This window comes from Escherichia sp. E13S3 (assembly GCF_004212325.1).
In the GTDB taxonomy this organism is placed as follows: Bacteria; Pseudomonadota; Gammaproteobacteria; order Enterobacterales; family Enterobacteriaceae; genus Escherichia.
This window is the reverse complement of the sequence record NZ_RHJR01000012.1, coordinates 94631-113813: the sequence shown is the minus strand read 5'-3', so window position 1 is coordinate 113813 and position 19183 is coordinate 94631. Positions and strand designations below refer to the sequence as shown.

Here is a 19183-nt window from a genome sequence, read left to right as displayed (position 1 = left end):
CGTTATATCTGAATATCCCTGGCATATCCTCATTGATTTTAATGGGGAGGGTATTGTTCACCCTGGAGAAAATAATGAAGTATATAGCAACGTCTGTAGTGGCAATGCTACTCTTATCTGGTTGTGATAATACGCAAAATAACAATTCATCCCCGTCGGAAACAGAAGTGGGCGTTGTTACGCTCAAATCTCAACCGGTTTCGGTAGTCAGTGAATTAACCGGGCGCACCAGTGCGGCACTCAGTGCTGAAGTACGTCCGCAGGTTGGGGGAATTATCCAGAAACGCCTATTTACTGAAGGCGATTTAGTTAAGGCCGGACAACCATTGTACCAAATTGATGCGGCCAGTTATCGGGCGGCATGGAATGAAGCCCAGGCAGCATTACAACAGGCACAGGCACTGGTAAAAGCCGATTGCCAGAAAGCGCAGCGTTATGCCCGACTGGTGAAAGATAACGGTGTGTCACAACAGGATGCTGATGATGCTCAGTCTACCTGCGCACAAGATAAAGCCAGTGTTGAAGCGAAAAAAGCCGCACTGGAAACCGCGCGCATTAATCTTGACTGGACCACGGTAACCGCGCCGATTTCGGGGCGTATTGGCATTTCGTCGGTGACCCCTGGCGCACTGGTGACCGCGTCGCAGGATACGGCGTTAACGACTATTCGTGGTCTGGATACAATGTATGTCGACCTCACTCGCTCCAGTGTCGATTTATTACGTCTGCGTAAACAGTCACTGGCGACCAACAGTGACACCATGAGCGTCTCACTTATTCTGGAAGATGGCACAACCTACAGCGAAAAAGGGCGTCTGGAACTCACCGAAGTCGCTGTGGATGAGTCTACCGGCTCGGTGACATTACGGGCGATTTTCCCCAATCCACAACAACAGTTATTACCAGGCATGTTTGTTCGCGCTCGTGTCGATGAAGGCGTGATGGAAGACGCTATTCTCGCGCCTCAACAGGGCGTCACGCGCGATGCTAAAGGCAATGCAACTGCGCTGGTGGTGAATAAAGACAATAAAGTAGAGCAGCGAACGCTCGAAACGGGAGAAACGTATGGTGATAAATGGCTGGTGCTGAACGGCCTGCATAACGGCGACCGACTGATTGTTGAAGGTTCTGCAAAAGTCACTTCAGGGCAGACGGTCAAGGCTGTTGAAGTTCAGGCTAATGGAGGCAACGCCTGATGTTTTCGCGCTTTTTTGTTCGTCGTCCGGTCTTTGCCTGGGTTATCGCCATTTTGATTATGTTGGCGGGTATTCTGGCCATTCGCACATTACCCGTCGCGCAATATCCTGACGTTGCGCCGCCGACCATAAAAATTTCAGCCACTTATACCGGTGCTTCAGCCGAAACGCTGGAGAACAGTGTGACCCAGGTTATCGAACAGCAACTCACCGGGCTGGATAATTTGCTCTATTTCAGCTCAACCAGCAGCTCTGATGGTTCGGTCAGTATTAATGTGACCTTTGAACAAGGTACCGATCCCGACACTGCACAGGTTCAGGTGCAGAATAAAATTCAGCAGGCTGAGTCACGCTTACCGAGTGAAGTGCAGCAAACGGGCGTCACAGTGGAAAAATCACAAAGCAACTTTTTGCTGATTGCTGCCGTGTATGACACCACTGACAAAGCCTCCAGTTCGGATATCGCCGACTGGTTGGTCAGTAACGTTCAGGACCCGCTGGCGCGCGTTGAAGGTGTGGGGAGTCTGCAAGTTTTTGGAGCTGAATATGCTATGCGCATTTGGCTTGACCCGGCCAAACTGGCGTCTTACTCGCTGATGCCTTCAGACGTGCAAAGTGCTATCGAAGCGCAAAACGTGCAGGTTACTGCCGGGAAAATTGGGGCATTGCCCTCGCCGAATACTCAGCAACTGACGGCGACAGTACGTGCGCAGTCTCGTTTGCAGACGGTGGATCAGTTCAAAAATATTATCGTGAAAAGCCAGTCAGACGGCGCAGTTGTTCGCATAAAAGATGTGGCTCGCGTCGAGATGGGCAGTGAAGATTATACCGCGATCGGCAAACTTAACGGTCACCCGTCTGCCGGGGTTGCTGTAATGCTTTCGCCCGGTGCGAATGCGCTGAATACGGCGACGCTGGTCAAGGATAAAATTGCAGAGTTTCAGCGGAACATGCCGCAGGGATACGACATCGCATACCCGAAAGACAGCACTGAATTTATTAAAATCTCCGTAGAGGACGTAATTCAGACACTGTTTGAAGCCATCGTACTGGTGGTTTGCGTGATGTATTTATTCCTGCAAAACCTGCGTGCCACACTGATTCCGGCGTTAGCTGTCCCCGTCGTTTTGCTGGGCACATTCGGCGTTCTTGCGTTGTTTGGTTATTCGATTAATACCCTGACGTTGTTTGCAATGGTGCTGGCGATCGGCTTGTTGGTGGACGATGCCATTGTGGTGGTGGAGAACGTCGAACGCATTATGCGTGACGAAGGGTTGCCCGCGCGTGAAGCCACGGAAAAATCAATGGGCGAGATTTCTGGCGCACTGGTTGCTATTGCGCTGGTGTTGTCAGCCGTATTCCTGCCGATGGCCTTCTTTGGGGGATCTACGGGAGTAATTTATCGTCAGTTTTCGATAACCATTATCTCCGCAATGCTGCTTTCCGTGGTGGTGGCATTGACCTTGACTCCCGCGCTGTGCGGTTCCGTCCTTCAGCATGTTCCGCCGCATAAAAAAGGCTTTTTCGGCGCATTTAACCGCTTTTACCGCCGTACTGAAGATAAATATCAGCGAGGCGTAATTTATGTCCTGCGCCGTGCTGCCCGAACGATGGGTGTTTATGTCGTGCTGGGTGGCGGAATGGCCCTGATGATGTGGAAACTGCCGGGCAGTTTCTTACCCACTGAAGACCAGGGCGAAATCATGGTGCAGTACACGCTGCCAGCTGGGGCGACCGCGGCTCGTACAGCAGAAGTGAATCGCAAGATTGTTGACTGGTTCCTGGTAAACGAAAAAGCAAATACCGATGTCATCTTTACCGTTGATGGTTTCAGTTTTAGCGGCAGCGGACAGAATACCGGGATGGCGTTTGTCTCGTTGAAAAACTGGTCACAACGTAAAGGGGCAGAAAATACCGCCCAGGCTATCGCCTTACGGGCAACCAAAGAGTTGGGGGCAATTCGTGATGCAACGGTATTTGCCATGACGCCGCCTGCAGTTGATGGTCTGGGGCATAGCAATGGCTTTACGTTTGAATTAATGGCAAGTGGTGCGACTGACCGCGAAACCTTGCTTAAAATGCGTAATCAGTTGATTGAGCAGGCTAATCAAAGCCCTGAGCTGATTTCTGTACGTGCCAATGACCTGCCGCAAATGCCGCAATTGCAGGTAGATATCGATAACAATAAAGCCGTATCGCTGGGGTTGAGCTTAAGTGATGTCACCGACACGCTGGCAAGCGCGTGGGGCGGTACTTATGTGAATGACTTTATTGACCGTGGTCGTGTGAAGAAAGTCTACATTCAGGGCGACAGTGAATTTCGTTCTGCGCCGTCAGATTTAGGAAAATGGTTTGTGCGCGGTAGCGATAACGCCATGACACCGTTCTCTGCTTTTGCCACTACGCGTTGGATCTATGGCCCGGAAAAACTGGTGCGCTACAACGGTTCTGCGGCCTATGAAATTCAGGGCGAAAACGCGACTGGCTTTAGTTCCGGCGATGCAATGACAAAAATGGAGGAACTGGCAAACAGTCTTCCTGCGGGAACGACCTGGGCCTGGAGTGGTTTGTCATTGCAGGAGAAACTGGCCAGTGGTCAGGCATTAAGTCTGTACGCAGTCTCTATTCTGGTGGTTTTCCTCTGTCTTGCAGCCCTGTACGAAAGCTGGTCAGTTCCGTTCTCGGTCATTCTGGTGATCCCACTGGGGCTTCTTGGCGCGGCGCTGGCGGCCTGGATGCGTGATTTAAACAACGATGTTTACTTCCAGGTGGCGCTATTAACCACTATCGGCTTGTCGTCGAAAAACGCCATTCTGATTGTGGAATTTGCTGAAGCGGCAGTTGCTGAGGGCCATTCCCTGAGTCGGGCGGCATTACGCGCGGCGCAGACTCGTTTACGCCCAATCATCATGACCTCGCTGGCGTTTATTGCGGGGGTAATGCCGCTGGCGATGGCGACCGGCGCAGGTGCGAACAGCCGTATCGCCATTGGTACGGGCATTATTGGCGGTACGCTGACCGCTACGTTGCTGGCTATTTTCTTTGTTCCTCTGTTTTTTGTACTGGTGAAACGTTTGTTTGCCGGTAAACCGCGCCGTCAGGAGTAAGTTATGTTGCGTCGTTCTCTTATTTTTCTGGTGCTGTTGAGTGCGGGATGTGTCTCGCTCGATCCTCACTACAGCACGCCTGAATCCCCAATCCCGGCGACCTTGCCGGGAGCACAGGGCCAGGGAAAGGCAATCAGCCATGACTGGCAGCAGGTGATCCACGATCCCCGATTGCAGCAGGTGGTGACCATTGCTCTGAACAGTAACCGCGATGTGCAAAAAGCGATAGCTGATATTGACTCCGCACGGGCGCTCTATGGGCAAACTAATGCGTCGTTATTCCCGACGGTGAATGCGGCCTTAAGTTCGACCCGCAGTCGTTCGCTGACGAATGGTACGGGAACCACTGCCGAGGCTGACGGCACGGTGTCCAGTTTTACGTTAGATCTGTTTGGTCGTAATCAGAGTTTATCTCGGGCGGCGCGGGAAACCTGGCTTGCCAGTGAATTTACAGCCCAGAACACCCGTTTAACGCTGATTGCTGAAATCAGCACCGCCTGGCTGACCCTGGCGGCTGATAACAGCAATCTGGCCCTGGCAAAAGAAACGATGGCCAGTGCAGAAAACTCATTGAAAATTATCCAGCGCCAGCAACAGGTTGGCACGGCGGCAGCGACAGATGTCAGTGAGGCGATGAGTGTTTATCAGCAAGCGCGCGCCAGCGTTGCCAGCTATCAGACACAAGTGATGCAGGATAAAAATGCACTGAACTTACTGGCAGGTACAACGCTTGCGGAAAATCTGCTACCGGGAACACTGGAAAGCCTGCCGGAACAGATGATAAGCCTGGTTCCTGCGGGAGTGTCATCTGACGTTCTGCTGCGTCGCCCGGATATCCAGGAAGCGGAACATAATCTGAAGAGCGCCAATGCCGATATTGGCGCCGCGCGGGCTAACTTTTTCCCGACGATTTCGCTGACTGCCAGCGCTGGTGTTGGCAGTGACGCATTGTCATCGCTGTTCAGCCACGGAATGCAGGTCTGGTCATTTGCGCCATCGGTCACATTACCGCTGTTCACCGGCGGTAGTAATCTGGCGCAGCTTCGTTACGCAGAAGCACAAAAGCGCGGGCTCATTGCCACCTATGAGAAAACCGTTCAGAGCGCATTTAAAGATGTCGCTAACGCACTGGCGCGGCGGACCACGCTTGAAGAGCAACTGGATGCACAGCGCCAGTATGTTAAAGCTGAACAACAAACGGTCGATGTTGGCTTGCGTCGCTATCAGGCGGGTGTTGGTGATTACCTGACCGTGTTGACGGCACAGCGCAGCTTGTGGAGCGCACAGCAGGAGCTGCTGGCATTGCAACTGACTGATTTTACGAACCGGATCACGATCTGGCAGTCGCTGGGCGGCGGCATGTCATCACTCAAGTAAGGAATAGTATGGCTAGAGTCTCTCTTTCATGGGCGTTGATTCTTGGTCTTTTAGCCGGTATCGGCCCGATGTGTACCGATCTTTATTTGCCGGCATTGCCGGAGATGTCTGAGCAACTGGCGGCAACCACGACCATAACGCAATTAACGCTGACTGCATCACTGATCGGTCTTGGCGTCGGACAACTGTTATTTGGCCCTCTGAGCGACAAAATAGGGCGTAAACGTCCGTTAATCTTGTCGTTGCTATTATTTATTGTTTCTTCCATTTTGTGCGCGACAACGAACAATATTTACTGGCTGGTGGTCTGGCGTTTTATTCAAGGGATCGCGGGGGCAGGTGGTTCGGTGCTCTCTCGTTCTATTGCTCGTGACAAATATCAGGGAGTAACGCTGACCCAGTTCTTTGCGCTGTTAATGACGGTGAATGGCCTGGCACCGGTGTTGTCGCCAGTGCTGGGCGGTTATATTGTCAGCACGTTTGACTGGCGCACTTTATTCTGGGTGATGGCTGAAATTAGCACCGTACTGTTGCTGGGCTGCCTGTTATTTATCAATGAGACATTGCCAGAAAATAAAAGGGGCTCTTCATTGCTATTAACCGGACGAAGCGTGGTGCAGAACCGCCGTTTTACGCGCCTTTGCCTGATTCAAAGTTTTATGCTGGCAGGCTTGTTTGCGTACATCGGCTCTTCGTCGTTCGTGTTGCAGAAGGAATTTGGCTTTAGTCCAATGCAATTTAGCCTGGTGTTTGGCCTTAACGGCATCGGACTTATCATCGCTTCATGGATCTTCTCGCGCCTGGCGCGACGAGTTAACGCGATTATATTGCTGAGAGGTGGCCTGATAGCGGCAATTTTGTGTGCATTGCTCACGGTCTTATGCGCATGGATACAATTGCCCATTCCGGCACTGGTGGCATTATTTTTCACCATCGCATTTTGTAGCGGCATCGGCACTGTTGGCGGGGCAGAGGCTATGAGTGCAGTAGGGACGCAGGAATCTGGAACGGCGTCTGCGTTGATGGGGATGAGCATGTTTGTCTTCGGCGGTATAGCCGCGCCATTGTCGGGGCTTGGCGGAGAAACACTGTTAAAAATGAGCCTGGCAATTACGGTGTGTTATACGCTGGCATTGCTGGTTGCTCTCACCAGAATCGACAATCAAAAGTAATGAATACCTCATTCTGACGGGGATTTCCCCTGTCAGAATGAGGTGCCGAATACTAACGATCTTTACGCCACGCATCCGCCGTCAATGCTTCGCCAAAATGACCGGCGATCAGCCGTTTGGTGAGTTCATGCAGCGGCGATGCCAACACATCCGCAGTGCTACCGCGTTCGACAACTTCTCCCTGATGCATGACCAGCACCTGGTCGCTGATGTGCTTCATCATTCCGATATGCTGGGTAACATAAATATAAGAAATACCCTGTTTCTCTTGTAGCTCCAGCATCAGGTTAATTAGCTGCGAACGCATCGACATATCCAGCGAGGCGAGGGCTTCATCGGCAATAATCACTTTTGGGCGCAATATCAGCGCGCGCGCCAGACCAAGACGCTGTTTTTGCCCGGGGGCCAACATATGCGGATAGTAACTGACGTGATCCGGCAGCAGTCCGACCATACGCATTGTTTCAATAATCTGTTTGCGGCGCTGTTCTGGTTCCAGGTCTGTGTTCAAACGCAGTGGAAAATCAAGGATCTGCGAAATACGTTGACGTGGATTCAATGAAGTCGACGGATCCTGAAAAATCATGCGAATACGCTGACTGCGGAAGGAATAATCGCCAAAATGCAGCGGATGATCGTCAATCAATAACTCGCCGCTGGTTGGCTCAATCATTCCTGCCAGCATCTTTGCCAGCGTCGATTTACCGGAACCGTTCTCACCAATAATCGCCAGTGTCTGGCGTTCACGCAGCGTAAAGCTCAATGGTTTTACCGCTTCGACTGTCTGACGGCGAAACCAACCGGTCCTGTAGCGGAACGTTTTGCTTAAATTACGCACTTCGAGCAGAGTTTCTATCATCTCACTCTTTCTCCATGTTCAGCGGGAAATGACAGGCATAGAGATGATTTTTCGCCCCCATCAAACGTGGCGTCACAATGCATTCTCGTTGTGCATAAGGGCAACGCGGCCCCAGACGACAACCAATCGGTAATTGTTCCAGCAGCGGGATTGCGCCCGGCAGGGTATTGAGGCGGCTTTTATGCGGCATCGCACTGCCAAAGTCCGGTATTGCACGGATTAGTGCCTGGGTATAAGGATGATGTGGCATTGTCACCAACTCCTTACTTGGCGCGGTTTCCACTGTCTGGCCACAATAAAGCACGTTGATTTTATCCGCCCATTGGCTAAGCATTTGTAAGTCATGGCTGATAAGCAAAATAGTGGTGTTGCTGTTTTGGTTGAGACGCGTCAACAAGCGGAAAATTTGCGCCTGCGTTGTTGGCTCCATCGAGTTGGTCGGTTCGTCGGCAATCAGCAGACGCGGTTGATTTGCCAGTGCGATGGCAATCATCACTTTCTGGCATTCACCTTCGGTCAACTCGTACGGGAAACTGCGCATCGCATCTTTATGATCTTTAATCCCCACGCGGTGTAGCAACTCAATGGCGCGACGTTTGCGCCAGCCAAAACGCTGCCACCAACGGCCTTTATAGGTCCAGGCCGGGATGTTCTGCATCAACTGGCGACCCACACGTTCTGAAGGGTCAAGACACGATTGCGGTTCCTGAAAGATCATCGACACGTTGTGTCCAACCAGTTTGCGCCGTTCGCGTGCGGAGAGACGCAGCAAATCGATATCATCAAAACGCATTCGGTCAGCGGTAACACGCCAGTTATCTTTATTCACCCCACAAATCGCTTTCGCAATCAAACTTTTGCCGGAGCCGGATTCGCCAACAAGACCGCGAATCTCGCCTTCGGTTAAGGTCATACTCACGCGGTCGACGGCTTTAACCCACTCATCACCGGTTTTAAATTCAATGGTCAGGTTACGAATATCCAATAATGGCATTATTCCACCCCCGCAATAATCGCACGACGAACGCCATCGCCAAGGAGGTTAACCAACAACACGCTAATCATAATTGCCGCACCTGGCAGCATTACGGTCCACGGGGCGACATAAATCAGTTCCAGCGCGTCACCAAGCATCGCGCCCCATTCAGGCGAGGGGAGTTGCGCGCCGAGGTCAAGAAAGCCCAGCGCGGCGATATCGAGAATTGCCATCGACAATGCGCGAGTGATCTCGGTGACCAGTCCGGCGGTGATGTTAGGCATCACCGCAAACCAGAGAATATTCAGCGTCGTTGCGCCATCCAGACGGGCGGCGATAACGTACTCTTTTTCCAGTTCGTCATGAACCATGCTGTAAATCGAACGTACCATACGCGGCAGCAGTGCCAACCAGACGGCAAACATGGCGTGCGATAAACTCGGTCCGGCAAATGCTACTACGATAATCGCCAACAGCAGGGACGGAATCGCCAGCAAAGTATCCAGAATATGGTTTAGCACCGCTGACCGCAGACCGTGCGTTGCACCGGCGAAGGTGCCAAGTACCAGACCACAAATCGTCGCGGCGAGCGTCACCACAAATGCGCCCCCCACGGTAGGTGCTGCGCCACTCAATAAACGGCTTAAAACGTCGCGTCCCAGGTCGTCGGTCCCAAGGAAGAACGAGACTTCGCCATAGCGTGACCATGACGGCGGCAACAATTGATAACCAAGAAATTGCTGGTCGATGCCGTAAGGCGCAAACCAGCTACCAAAAATACACAGCACCGCCAGCCCCGCGCAGCCGTACAGGCCGACCATCGCAGCGGCGTCTCCATAGAATTTGCGCCAGGCAGTACGCAGCGTGCCCGGCGGGCGCTTTTCGCTGTATACGCTATCGTAAGGCATACCATTCCTTATGTTTCAGAGGGTTAGCCATGGCACCCAAAATATCAGATATCACGTTAATAATAATGACCAATGAACCACACACCATCACTCCGGCGGAAATGGCTGCGTAATCCTGCTGGCGGATGGCGTTAATTAACCAGCGCCCTAAACCCGGCCAGCTAAAAACCATTTCGGTGATCATCGCCAGCGTCAGCATGGTGGAAAACTGCAAGCCCAGGCGAGGAATAACCGGAGGTAACGCGTTATGCAGCACGTGGCGACGCAAAATAGTAAAGCGCGACAAACCGCGAGTCGCCGCCGCTTTCACATAGTTTTGGTCATAGACTTCGATGGTGCTGATACGCATCAATCGGATCACTTCAGTTGTTGGCGCAACCGACAGGGTAATCACCGGTAGCACCATATGGCGAAGTGCGCTCATGATCATTTCGTCCCGCCACGGTGAGTCCGAAAGCCAGGCATCAATTAACGCAAAGCCGGTAATTGGTTTCACTTCATAGAGCAGATCGAAACGCCCTGAAACGGGCAGCCAACCTAGCGTGAGTGAACAAAACAGCGTCAACAGAAGCGCCAGCCAGAACACCGGGATGGAAAAGCCCAGCAAGGCGATGGCGTTGATCAAGTTATCCTGCCACTTATGGCGTGTAATCCCGGCAATCATGCCCACCGGGATCCCGACAATCAGCGCAAAACCGAAGGCGAGGATGCACAACTCCATCGTTGCCGGAAAGACTTCTTTTAACTGTTCGGCAATAGGCTGGCCGTTAATGCTGGAAACACCAAAATCCCAGTGGATCAGGCCATTAAACCAGAACACCCAGGCATTCCACAGTGACGCGCCTTGTAACGGCGCGTGTGGCGTGAAATAGCTCAAACTGAAGCCAACAAAGGTCAGCAGGAATAAGGTGACGATTAATAACAAAATACGACGTAAGGTGAAGATAATCATGGTTTTTTCACCTCTTCTTGCTTCTCGCGATACACCCCCGCGAAGGAGGCGTTACCGAACGGGCTCAGTACCAGACCTTTAATATCGTAACGGTAGGCCTGCAAGCGCAGTGATGAGGCCAGCGGCAGAATGGGCAGTTCCTGCGCCAGAATGCTTTGCGCTTCATCATAGGCTTCAATACGCGCCGCCAGTTGCTGCGAGGAGAGGGCATTACGCAACACACTGTCGAATTTCGGATCGCACCAGTGGGCAAGGTTGGTTTGCGAGTGAATAGCCGCGCAGCTCAGTAACGGACGGAAGAAACTGTCCGGGTCGTTACTGTCCGTCGCCCAACCAGATAACGTCAGATCATGGCTCATATCCATCAACCGCGCCTCCTGAAAACGACCTTCTACCGGCACAATCACCACTTTCACGCCAACCTGCGCCATATCCGCCTGAATCAGTTCGGCAGTTTTCAGCGGACTGGGGTTCCATGCCTGCGATCGTGTCGGTACCCACAGTTTCAGCGTTAAGTTTTCCAGCCCCAACGCTTTCAGTTGTTCGCGCGATTTCGCTGGGTTGTATTCAGTAATTTTAGCCTCGTTGTCATAAGCCCACGAGGCACGCGGTAAAATAGAGGCCGCAGTTTCAGCCGTACCATAATAGATGGATTGCATCAGGCGCTGGTTATTGATTGCCAGTGCCAGCGCATGGCGGACAGCGGGATTATTTAGCGGCGGTTTGGCGGTATTAAACGCCAGATAGGCGACGTTCATCCCCGGGCGCAGCGTTAAACGCAAACGCGGGTCGTCGCGCAAAATGGATAACTGGCTGGCGGCAGGCCAGGCCAGAACGTCGCATTCACCGGTCAAGAGTTTCGACAATCGTCCGGTACCGCCGGAGCCTAAATCCACCACCACCTGCGGCATCAACGGTTTGCCACGCCAGAACTCATCATGACGTTGTAAGCGAATATATTGCCCGGCGCGGTATTCCGACAATTGATACGGCCCGGTACCGACCGGTTGACGGTCGAGTTGTTCCTGGCGATCTTCTTTCTCTAATTTCTGGGCGTATTCTGCAGACATTACCGACGCATAGTGGGTCGCCAGGTGCCATAAGAAGGATGCATCCGGCTGGGCGAGACGGAACTCAACGGTATGATTATCCAGCTTGCGGACACTTTTAACGTTATCGGCAAATTGCAGACTGTCGAAATAGGGGAAGTTACTGCCGTTGACGTTATGCCACGGGTTATTGCGGTCAAAAATCCGTTGGAAGGTAAACACCACATCATCGGCATTCATTTTGCGAGTGGGAGTAAACCAGGCGGTTTTTTGAAACGGGACATCGCGACGCAGGTGGAAGCGATAGGTCGCGCCGTTGTCGAGCACTTCCCAGCTTTCGGCAAGTTCCGGCATCAGGCGATAGGTATACGGATCGACATCCAGCAGTCGATCATAAAACTGGGCGGCAAGGGTATCGACAATTAACCCACTGCTCGCTTTGGATGGGTTAAAGGTGTTGACTTGCCCGCTGACGCAATAGACAAAACCGCTGTCGCGGATATCAGCATGCGGGGGGGATTCAGGCGCGGCTATTGCCTGACCACTCACAAGTCCAGCAATCACCAAAAGAGACGATAATACCTGGCGCATAATATTAAGGGATTTTATGTAAAGAGGCTATCTTACTAATATTTAATGACATTTGCCATTACCGTTTGTGTTCAGGGGTCGTAATGAGGGCCGTGTGGTTGGTCGTTGAACAGGTGGCGTCGCCATCTGTTCAACATTCGTACCCGTGATTTCACTATAACTATAACTCACAGAACAACTTAGCGAAGAGCAGAGCGGTACGATCGTGAGAAACCCATTAAAGCAGGCTGCAGTGCATGTCATTTTTAGCCGGATGCGGCGTGAACGCTTTATCCGGGCAACGATACTGACCGAGCGTCTGCAATTAAATAATTATTCATTACCCCATTGATTCAAAAACTCTGCGATTTCATCAATGCGCGCGGGATTAATCCCCGCTTCAGCGGCCATGTCATGCTGGGCTTCTTCGCTGATCTCTTCATTATTCATCAAACGGGTGAGTAGTAACTGGAAGTAGTGGGCCAGCGGTGAGCGTTCTGCGTCTGCGACAGGTTCTGCGCATTCAGTCGCGTATTCATCGGCAATATCAAAATATTTTAATGGGATAAAGTGGTTCATTGTTTGCCCCTGGAGTTAATGCGCTAAGCATAAGGGCGGATGATAGCACTCGTGATCCGGGTCATACATCTTTTTATAGTTAATGGCGCGGCGCATTACCCTCAGGCAGGATAATGCGCCGTGCATCCTGGATATTACGTTTCGCTCACCGGCGTTCTGTCACCTTCGTACAGCGGCACTTTGCGATAGCGGCGGATCAGATACCACAAATATGCGCCGCCTAACGAAGCCCATACCAGACCCAGCGTCAGCGAGGTGGCTTCGAGGTTAATCCACAGCACGCCCACCGTCAGCGCGCCAACCAGCGGCATTAATAAATAGTGGAAGTGTTCCTTCCAGCTTTTATTCATTCCTTTACGCCGCCAGAAGTGGTTGAACACCGACAGGTTAACGAAGGTAAACGCTACCAACGCGCCGAAGTTAATTAACGCTGTGGCGGTAACTAAATCGAAGAACAGCGCCGACATCGCGACAATTCCGACCATGATGACGTTCAGTGCCGGAGTCCGCCATTTCGGATGCACATAGCCAAACACGCGCTCCGGAAACACATTGTCACGCCCCATCACATACAACAGACGCGACACGCTGGCGTGTGATGCCAGGCCAGACGCTAACGTGTTCACAAACGTAGTGCAGAGGAAAATCGACTGGAACAGCTTGCCGCCGACGTACAGCGCAATTTCCGGCAGTGCGGCGTCCGGGTCTTTAAAGCGGCTGATATCGGGGAAGAACAGCTGCATAAAGAACGACGCCGCGATAAAGATAACGCCACCGTAGACCGCCGTCAGGAAGATGGCTTTCGGGATCACGCGTGCGGCGTCTGGCGTCTCTTCCGAAAGTGTGGTCACCGCATCGAAACCGAGGAACGAGAAACAGACAATCGTCGCCCCGGTAATAATCGGGATCAGGTGCGCGTTCTCGCTGATAAACGGCTGAAGTGACCAGACGGTACCAACGCCTTCTCCTTTATGCAGTCCCTGAACCACCAGGAAGATAAACACCACCATGATGGAGATTTGCACCAGTACAAACAGGGTATTGAAGTTAGCAACCAGATTGACGCTCTTCAGGTTCGCGGCAGTTAAGATGGCGACGAAGGTTACCACCCACACCCACGGCGGCACTTCCGGGAAGAGGGCGGAGAGATAGATTTTCGCCAACAAGACGTTGATCATCGGCAAAAAGAGGTAATCCAGCAGCGATGACCAGCCGACCATAAAACCGACGTGCGGGTTAATCGACTTTTGCGCGTAGGTATAGGCCGAACCTGCCTCCGGGAACTGGCGAACCAGTTTGCCGTAGCTGATAGCGGTAAACAGCACGCCCGCCAGCGCCAGCAAATAAGATGCCGGAACGTGACCGTCGCTAATACCGGAAACGATGCCAAACGTATCGAACACGGTCATTGGCGTGAGATAGGCCAGACCCATCATCACCACCTGCCACAACTTCAGTGATTTTCGCAGACGGGTTTTGCCAGGTTGCGCAGCAATATTCAGTGGTGAATTAATAGCCATAATTGCTGCCTCCCCTGCGTAATAAGGTTTGAGGTCGTGTCGACCTGAAATCAAACCTTTTTAGCAAGGGAAGCAAAGGGGGCGGAGTCCAGTCAGTCGCAGGGAGGGCGCACACGCAGCCTCCCTCGCCATGCGGGGATTTAATCATCGGCATCATCTCATTTCCTCGTCACAGTCTTAATCGTTAACGGAAGCCCGTTGCCGCCTGCGCTCCATAACGCGACATCCGGGAAATGTCTGGATTACCAGCAAATGTCAGGCCTGGCTCCGCTCAGGCCGATGAAACAACCCCGCAAGGGGTACTATGCGTTTTTCAACATCCACTCAATTTCTGTTTCTGTGATGAGGCGCTCAAACTGCAACAACTCATCATTTTTACAGGCGTGATACACATGGCAAAAACGCTCGCCTAAATAGCGGCGCAAATGATCGTTCTCGATAAACTCCCACAGGGCATCGCTCTGGCGAATCGGGAAGGGTAAGCCTTCCTGCTCCAGCCCGTTGCCTTCTACTTCTTCCTGCAACGGCAGTTCGTTATCAAGGCCATGCAAAATACCGGCAAAAATCGCCGCCATCACCAGGTACGGGTTGGCATCGGCACCCGCCACGCGATACTCCACGCGGTGATTATGACGATCGCCGCACGGAATACGCAGGGCGACGGTGCGGTTGTTATGGCCCCACGACGCCTGCGTTGGCACATACATGCCTGGCTGGAAGCGGCGATAGGAATTCACGTTCGGCGCCAGCAACGCAATTGATGACGGCATCAGGTCGATCATCCCGGCGAGCATCTTTTTCAGCAGCGGCGAATCTTCGCCTTCTGCGTCAGAAAGCACGTTCTCGCCACGATTATTTTGCATACTGATATGGATATGCATCCCGCTGCCCGCGTGCTCTTCATACGGCTTCGCCATAAAAGTGGCGTGCATCTTATGCTTTTCTGCCATCAGGCGCACCAGGCGTTTTAGTGCCAGCGCATCATCGCAGGCTTCCAGCACGTTATCGGTATGGTAAAGGTTGATTTCAAACTGGCCCGGCGAGGCTTCGGCGACCGCACCATCTGCCGGAATCAGCTGTAACTGCGCCAGTTCATCAATATCATTGAGCACATCGGCGAAGTGGTTGAGGTTATCAACCGAGTAAACCTGGCTTTGTGTATTGCGGTCATCGGTGCCGGGCGCGCAGGGCGGTTGCAGATACCCTTCAGCGTCGCGCTGACGATCCAGTAAATAGAACTCCAGCTCTACCGCTACAACCGGGAACAATCCGCGCTGGCGTAGCTGCTGCCACAGGCGGTTAAGTACGTTCCGCGGCTCAACGTCAAAGGGAGCGCCATCTTCATCGACCATGGTCAGGAGTATCTGACCGATAAACTCTGGATCGGCGGCAGAAGGGGTTAAGGTACCGAGTATTGGCACACAAGTACGATCTGGTTCACCCATTTCCTGACCCAGGCCCGCTTCTTCTACTACATTGCCCAGAATATCCATTGCAAACACCGAGGCCGGGAAGTAACACCCTTTCTCCAGCTTCTGCAGACTTGAAACAGGAATGCGTTTCCCACGGAAGCAACCATTCAAATCAGTAAGTAAAACATCAACATATTGTGTATTCGGGTAGCGCTCCAGGTAGCGTTTCACTTCCTGCGTAAAGGCGCTACCCCGCCTCTCTTCTGACTGCTGAACAAAGTTCTCTACTTCAACGATATTGGTTTCCATGATTCTTCGCCTTTGGTTTGTTTTCCGCTCGTTAGCAAAGCGTAAAATATAATGACCACTATTCGAATCTGTATGCAAACTAAATGTTTGTCAAATGTTAAATTGAGTTTGCAAAAATGAAAACCCACTGCTAGATTGAAAAAATATTGAACATAAAGGTCATTAAAACCGCAGTAATGGCGATAATTTAGTCCACTTTGTGAGATTGAGCATGGAAAATATAATGAACAATCCGGTTATCGGTGTCGTAATGTGCAGGAACAGGCTTAAGGGTCATACGACCCAGACTCTGCAAGAAAAGTACCTGAATGCCATCATCCACGCGGGCGGTTTGCCGATTGCGCTGCCACATGCGCTGGCGGAACCGTCATTACTTGAAGAACTGCTGCCTAAACTCGATGGCATTTATCTTCCAGGTAGCCCCAGCAATGTGCAGCCGCACCTATATGGTGAAAACGGCGATGAGCCTGACGCCGATCCCGGGCGTGATCTTCTGAGCATGGCGTTAATTAATGCCGCACTCGAAAGGCGCATCCCCATTTTCGCCATCTGCCGGGGGTTACAGGAACTGGTGGTAGCAACAGGTGGTTCGTTGCATCGCAAACTGTGCGAACAGCCTGAATTGCTGGAACATCGTGAAGATCCCGAACTGCCGGTGGAGCAGCAATATGCGCCGTCGCACGAAGTTCAGGTTGAAGAGGGGGGATTACTGTCTGCATTGTTACCTGAATGTAGCAACTTTTGGGTAAACTCTCTGCATGGACAAGGGGCGAAGGTCGTTAGCCCGCAGTTGCGTGTTGAAGCTCGCTCGCCGGATGGCCTGGTTGAGGCGGTGAGCGTCATCAATCATCCTTTCGCGCTGGGCGTACAGTGGCACCCGGAATGGAACAGTAGCGAGTACGCGCTTTCGCGTATATTGTTCGAGGGCTTTATCACCGCTTGTCAGAACCATATCGCTGAAAAACAGCGACTCTGACCACTACAGTTAAGGAAATGCAAATATGAGTGATGAGGGACTGGCGCCAGGAAAACGCTTGTCAGAAATCCGCCAGCAGCAGGGGCTTTCACAACGTCGTGCCGCCGAACTCTCCGGGCTGACTCACAGTGCTATCAGTACGATAGAACAAGATAAAGTCAGTCCTGCCATCAGTACGCTGCAAAAGCTGCTGAAGGTGTATGGTCTGTCACTCTCGGAATTCTTTTCCGAGCCGGAAAAACCTGATGAACCGCAGGTCGTCATTAATCAGGACGACTTAATTGAAATGGGCAGTCAGGGTGTGTCGATGAAGCTGGTGCATAACGGTAACCCGAATCGCACGCTGGCGATGATCTTTGAAACGTACCAGCCGGGCACAACCACTGGGGAAAGAATCAAGCATCAGGGTGAGGAAATAGGCACTGTACTGGAAGGTGAAATTGTTCTGACCATTAATGGTCAGGATTACCACCTCGTCGCGGGGCAAAGTTATGCCATTAATACCGGCATCCCGCACAGTTTCAGTAATACGTCGGCAGGCATTTGCCGAATTATCAGCGCCCATACGCCCACCACGTTTTAATCTTTTTGTTCTGTAAGCCGGGTAAGCGCAATGCGCCCGGCAATCCATAAAGAATGTCGCCAGAAATAAACGGGCATGCGGCCCGGGGATCTCTGCGCCCTGACGTTCACAAACTGCATATATCTGATAGACGTGAAACAGGAGTCATAATGAATTTTCATCATCTGGCTTACTGGCAGGATAAAGCGTTAAGTCTCGCCATTGAAACCCGCTTATTTATTAACGGTGAATATTCCGCTGCGGCGGAAAATGAAACCTTTGAAACGTTTGACCCCGTCACTCAGGCACCGCTGGCGAATATTGCGCGCGGCAAGAGTGCCGATATTGACCGTGCGGTGAGTGCGGCGCGCAGCGTATTTGAACGCGGTGACTGGTCGCAGGCCGCCCCGGCAAAACGTAAAGCAGTGCTGAATAAACTCGCCGATTTAATGGAAGCCAACGCCGAAGAGCTGGCGCTGCTGGAAACTCTCGACACCGGCAAACCGATTCGCCACAGCCTGCGTGATGATATTCCCGGCGCGGCGCGCGCCATTCGCTGGTACGCCGAAGCGATCGACAAAGTGTATGGCGAAGTGGCGACCACCAGTAGCAATGAGCTGGCGATGATCGTGCGTGAACCGGTCGGCGTGATTGCTGCCATCGTCCCGTGGAACTTTCCGCTGTTGCTGACTTGCTGGAAACTCGGCCCGGCGCTGGCGGCGGGGAACAGCGTTGTCCTGAAACCGTCTGAAAAATCACCGCTTAGCGCGATTCGTCTCGCCGGGCTGGCGAAAGAAGCAGGCTTGCCGGATGGCGTGCTGAACGTGGTGACGGGGTTTGGTCATGAAGCGGGGCAGGCGCTGTCGCGTCATAACGATATCGATGTTATCGCCTTTACCGGATCGACCCGTACCGGGAAACAGCTGCTGAAAGATGCGGGCGACAGCAACATGAAACGCGTCTGGCTGGAAGCGGGCGGCAAAAGCGCCAACATCGTTTTCGCCGACTGCCCGGATTTGCAAAAAGCGGCGAGCGCGACAGCCGCAGGTATCTTCTACAACCAGGGCCAGGTGTGCATCGCCGGAACGCGTTTGTTGCTGGAAGAGAGCATCGCCGATGAATTCTTAGCCCTGTTAAAACAGCAGGCGCAAAACTGGCAGCCGGGGCATCCGCTTGATCCTGCGACCACCATGGGCACCTTAATCGACTGCGCTCACGCCGACTCGGTGCATAGCTTTATTCGGGAAGGCGAAGGCAAAGGGCAACTGCTGCTGGATGGTCGTAATGCCGAACTGGCTGCGGCCATCGGCCCGACCATCTTTGTGGATGTGGACCCGAATGCGTCCTTAAGTCGCGAAGAGATTTTCGGCCCGGTGCTGGTGGTCACGCGTTTCACATCAGAAGACCAGGCGCTACAGCTTGCCAACGATAGCCAGTACGGGCTCGGCGCGGCGGTGTGGACGCGCGACCTCTCCCGCGCGCACCGCATGAGCCGCCGCCTGAAAGCCGGTTCCGTCTTCGTCAATAACTACAACGACGGCGATATGACCGTGCCGTTTGGCGGCTATAAGCAGAGCGGCAACGGTCGCGACAAATCCCTGCATGCCCTTGAAAAATTCACCGAACTGAAAACCATCTGGATAAGCCTGGAGGCCTGAA

The 19183-nt window shown here is 52.6% G+C and carries 16 protein-coding genes; 7 read left to right on the top strand and 9 right to left on the bottom strand.

The window, feature by feature from the left end; all coding sequences use genetic code 11:
- Positions 1 to 74: 74 nt before the first annotated feature.
- Genes D9597_RS12655 through D9597_RS12640 form a run of 4 tightly spaced genes read left to right on the top strand, consistent with a single transcriptional unit; the run spans position 75 to position 6852 of the window.
- Positions 75 to 1196 (top strand): efflux RND transporter periplasmic adaptor subunit, encoded by a 1122-nt coding sequence (locus tag D9597_RS12655; protein ID WP_130222757.1) that lies wholly within the window; start codon positions 75 to 77, stop codon positions 1194 to 1196.
- On the top strand, positions 1196 to 4303 hold the full coding sequence (locus D9597_RS12650) for an efflux RND transporter permease subunit (RefSeq protein ID WP_165383546.1): 3108 nt from the start codon (positions 1196 to 1198) through the stop codon (positions 4301 to 4303). Before D9597_RS12655 ends, D9597_RS12650 begins: the two co-directional genes overlap by 1 nt.
- Positions 4304 to 4306: 3 nt before the next feature.
- Positions 4307 to 5680 carry a TolC family protein gene (locus tag D9597_RS12645; RefSeq protein ID WP_130222755.1) on the top strand — a complete coding sequence of 458 codons (1374 nt, stop codon included), beginning with the start codon at positions 4307 to 4309 and terminating at the stop codon, positions 5678 to 5680.
- An 8-nt stretch (positions 5681 to 5688) separates the two neighbouring features.
- A complete protein-coding gene (locus D9597_RS12640; RefSeq protein ID WP_130222754.1) occupies positions 5689 to 6852 on the top strand; it encodes a multidrug effflux MFS transporter in 1164 nt (387 codons plus the stop codon).
- Positions 6853 to 6904: 52 nt separating this feature from the next.
- Here D9597_RS12640 and sapF read toward each other — a convergent pair whose 3' ends face one another.
- From sapF to puuA, 9 genes are all read right to left on the bottom strand, one after another.
- Positions 6905 to 7711 (bottom strand): peptide ABC transporter ATP-binding protein SapF, encoded by an 807-nt coding sequence (gene sapF, locus D9597_RS12635; RefSeq protein ID WP_130222752.1) that lies wholly within the window; start codon positions 7709 to 7711, stop codon positions 6905 to 6907.
- A 1-nt stretch (position 7712) separates the two neighbouring features.
- Complete coding sequence (sapD, locus tag D9597_RS12630; protein WP_039020816.1) at positions 7713 to 8705, bottom strand: peptide ABC transporter ATP-binding protein SapD; 993 nt, start codon at positions 8703 to 8705, stop codon at positions 7713 to 7715.
- Positions 8705 to 9595 (bottom strand): peptide ABC transporter permease SapC, encoded by an 891-nt coding sequence (gene sapC, locus D9597_RS12625; protein ID WP_130208813.1) that lies wholly within the window; start codon positions 9593 to 9595, stop codon positions 8705 to 8707. The genes sapD and sapC overlap by 1 nt, the downstream gene beginning before the upstream one ends.
- The gene (sapB, locus tag D9597_RS12620; protein ID WP_064527260.1) at positions 9582 to 10547 is read right to left on the bottom strand and encodes a putrescine export ABC transporter permease SapB; all 966 of its coding nucleotides are present in this window, start codon (positions 10545 to 10547) and stop codon (positions 9582 to 9584) included. Before sapB ends, sapC begins: the two co-directional genes overlap by 14 nt.
- Complete coding sequence (sapA, locus tag D9597_RS12615) at positions 10544 to 12187, bottom strand: ABC transporter substrate-binding protein SapA (RefSeq protein WP_130208811.1); 1644 nt, start codon at positions 12185 to 12187, stop codon at positions 10544 to 10546. The genes sapB and sapA overlap by 4 nt, the downstream gene beginning before the upstream one ends.
- A 312-nt stretch (positions 12188 to 12499) precedes the next feature.
- A complete protein-coding gene (locus D9597_RS12610) occupies positions 12500 to 12745 on the bottom strand; it encodes a YmjA family protein (RefSeq protein ID WP_130222750.1) in 246 nt (81 codons plus the stop codon).
- 134 nt (positions 12746 to 12879) lie between these two features.
- The gene (puuP, locus tag D9597_RS12605) at positions 12880 to 14265 is read right to left on the bottom strand and encodes a putrescine/proton symporter PuuP (RefSeq protein ID WP_000996861.1); all 1386 of its coding nucleotides are present in this window, start codon (positions 14263 to 14265) and stop codon (positions 12880 to 12882) included.
- The gene (locus tag D9597_RS12600; protein ID WP_130216151.1) at positions 14255 to 14419 is read right to left on the bottom strand and encodes a hypothetical protein; all 165 of its coding nucleotides are present in this window, start codon (positions 14417 to 14419) and stop codon (positions 14255 to 14257) included. The genes puuP and D9597_RS12600 overlap by 11 nt, the downstream gene beginning before the upstream one ends.
- Before the next feature lie 148 nt (positions 14420 to 14567).
- A complete protein-coding gene (gene puuA / locus D9597_RS12595; protein WP_130222748.1) occupies positions 14568 to 15986 on the bottom strand; it encodes a glutamate-putrescine ligase in 1419 nt (472 codons plus the stop codon).
- 211 nt (positions 15987 to 16197) lie between these two features.
- On the opposite strand from puuA, the gene puuD reads away from it, so the two are divergent.
- The 3 genes from puuD to puuC all read left to right on the top strand — a co-directional run bounded on the left by puuD (position 16198) and on the right by puuC (position 19182).
- Positions 16198 to 16962, top strand: coding sequence for a gamma-glutamyl-gamma-aminobutyrate hydrolase (gene puuD, locus D9597_RS12590; RefSeq protein ID WP_064527272.1), 765 nt, complete (start codon positions 16198 to 16200; stop codon positions 16960 to 16962).
- Positions 16963 to 16987: 25 nt separating this feature from the next.
- Complete coding sequence (gene puuR, locus D9597_RS12585) at positions 16988 to 17545, top strand: HTH-type transcriptional regulator PuuR (protein ID WP_001278727.1); 558 nt, start codon at positions 16988 to 16990, stop codon at positions 17543 to 17545.
- A 149-nt stretch (positions 17546 to 17694) separates the two neighbouring features.
- A complete protein-coding gene (gene puuC, locus D9597_RS12580) occupies positions 17695 to 19182 on the top strand; it encodes an aldehyde dehydrogenase PuuC (RefSeq protein ID WP_130222746.1) in 1488 nt (495 codons plus the stop codon).
- Position 19183 lies beyond the last annotated feature (1 nt).

Excerpts from the sequence above, each read along its gene's own strand:
- D9597_RS12645 (WP_130222755.1), top strand. The coding sequence starts at position 4,307 with ATGTTGCGTCGTTCTCTTATTTTTCTGGTGCTGTTGAGTGCGGGATGT.
- sapB (WP_064527260.1), bottom strand. The coding sequence starts at position 10,547 with ATGATTATCTTCACCTTACGTCGTATTTTGTTATTAATCGTCACCTTA.
- sapF (WP_130222752.1), bottom strand. The coding sequence starts at position 7,711 with ATGATAGAAACTCTGCTCGAAGTGCGTAATTTAAGCAAAACGTTCCGC.
- sapA (WP_130208811.1), bottom strand. The coding sequence starts at position 12,187 with ATGCGCCAGGTATTATCGTCTCTTTTGGTGATTGCTGGACTTGTGAGT.
- sapD (WP_039020816.1), bottom strand. The coding sequence starts at position 8,705 with ATGCCATTATTGGATATTCGTAACCTGACCATTGAATTTAAAACCGGT.
- puuR (WP_001278727.1), top strand. The coding sequence starts at position 16,988 with ATGAGTGATGAGGGACTGGCGCCAGGAAAACGCTTGTCAGAAATCCGC.
- puuD (WP_064527272.1), top strand. The coding sequence starts at position 16,198 with ATGGAAAATATAATGAACAATCCGGTTATCGGTGTCGTAATGTGCAGG.
- D9597_RS12610 (WP_130222750.1), bottom strand. The coding sequence starts at position 12,745 with ATGAACCACTTTATCCCATTAAAATATTTTGATATTGCCGATGAATAC.
- D9597_RS12640 (WP_130222754.1), top strand. The coding sequence starts at position 5,689 with ATGGCTAGAGTCTCTCTTTCATGGGCGTTGATTCTTGGTCTTTTAGCC.
- puuC (WP_130222746.1), top strand. The coding sequence starts at position 17,695 with ATGAATTTTCATCATCTGGCTTACTGGCAGGATAAAGCGTTAAGTCTC.
- D9597_RS12650 (WP_165383546.1), top strand. The coding sequence starts at position 1,196 with ATGTTTTCGCGCTTTTTTGTTCGTCGTCCGGTCTTTGCCTGGGTTATC.
- D9597_RS12655 (WP_130222757.1), top strand. The coding sequence starts at position 75 with ATGAAGTATATAGCAACGTCTGTAGTGGCAATGCTACTCTTATCTGGT.
- puuA (WP_130222748.1), bottom strand. The coding sequence starts at position 15,986 with ATGGAAACCAATATCGTTGAAGTAGAGAACTTTGTTCAGCAGTCAGAA.
- sapC (WP_130208813.1), bottom strand. The coding sequence starts at position 9,595 with ATGCCTTACGATAGCGTATACAGCGAAAAGCGCCCGCCGGGCACGCTG.
- puuP (WP_000996861.1), bottom strand. The coding sequence starts at position 14,265 with ATGGCTATTAATTCACCACTGAATATTGCTGCGCAACCTGGCAAAACC.
- D9597_RS12600 (WP_130216151.1), bottom strand. The coding sequence starts at position 14,419 with ATGCCGATGATTAAATCCCCGCATGGCGAGGGAGGCTGCGTGTGCGCC.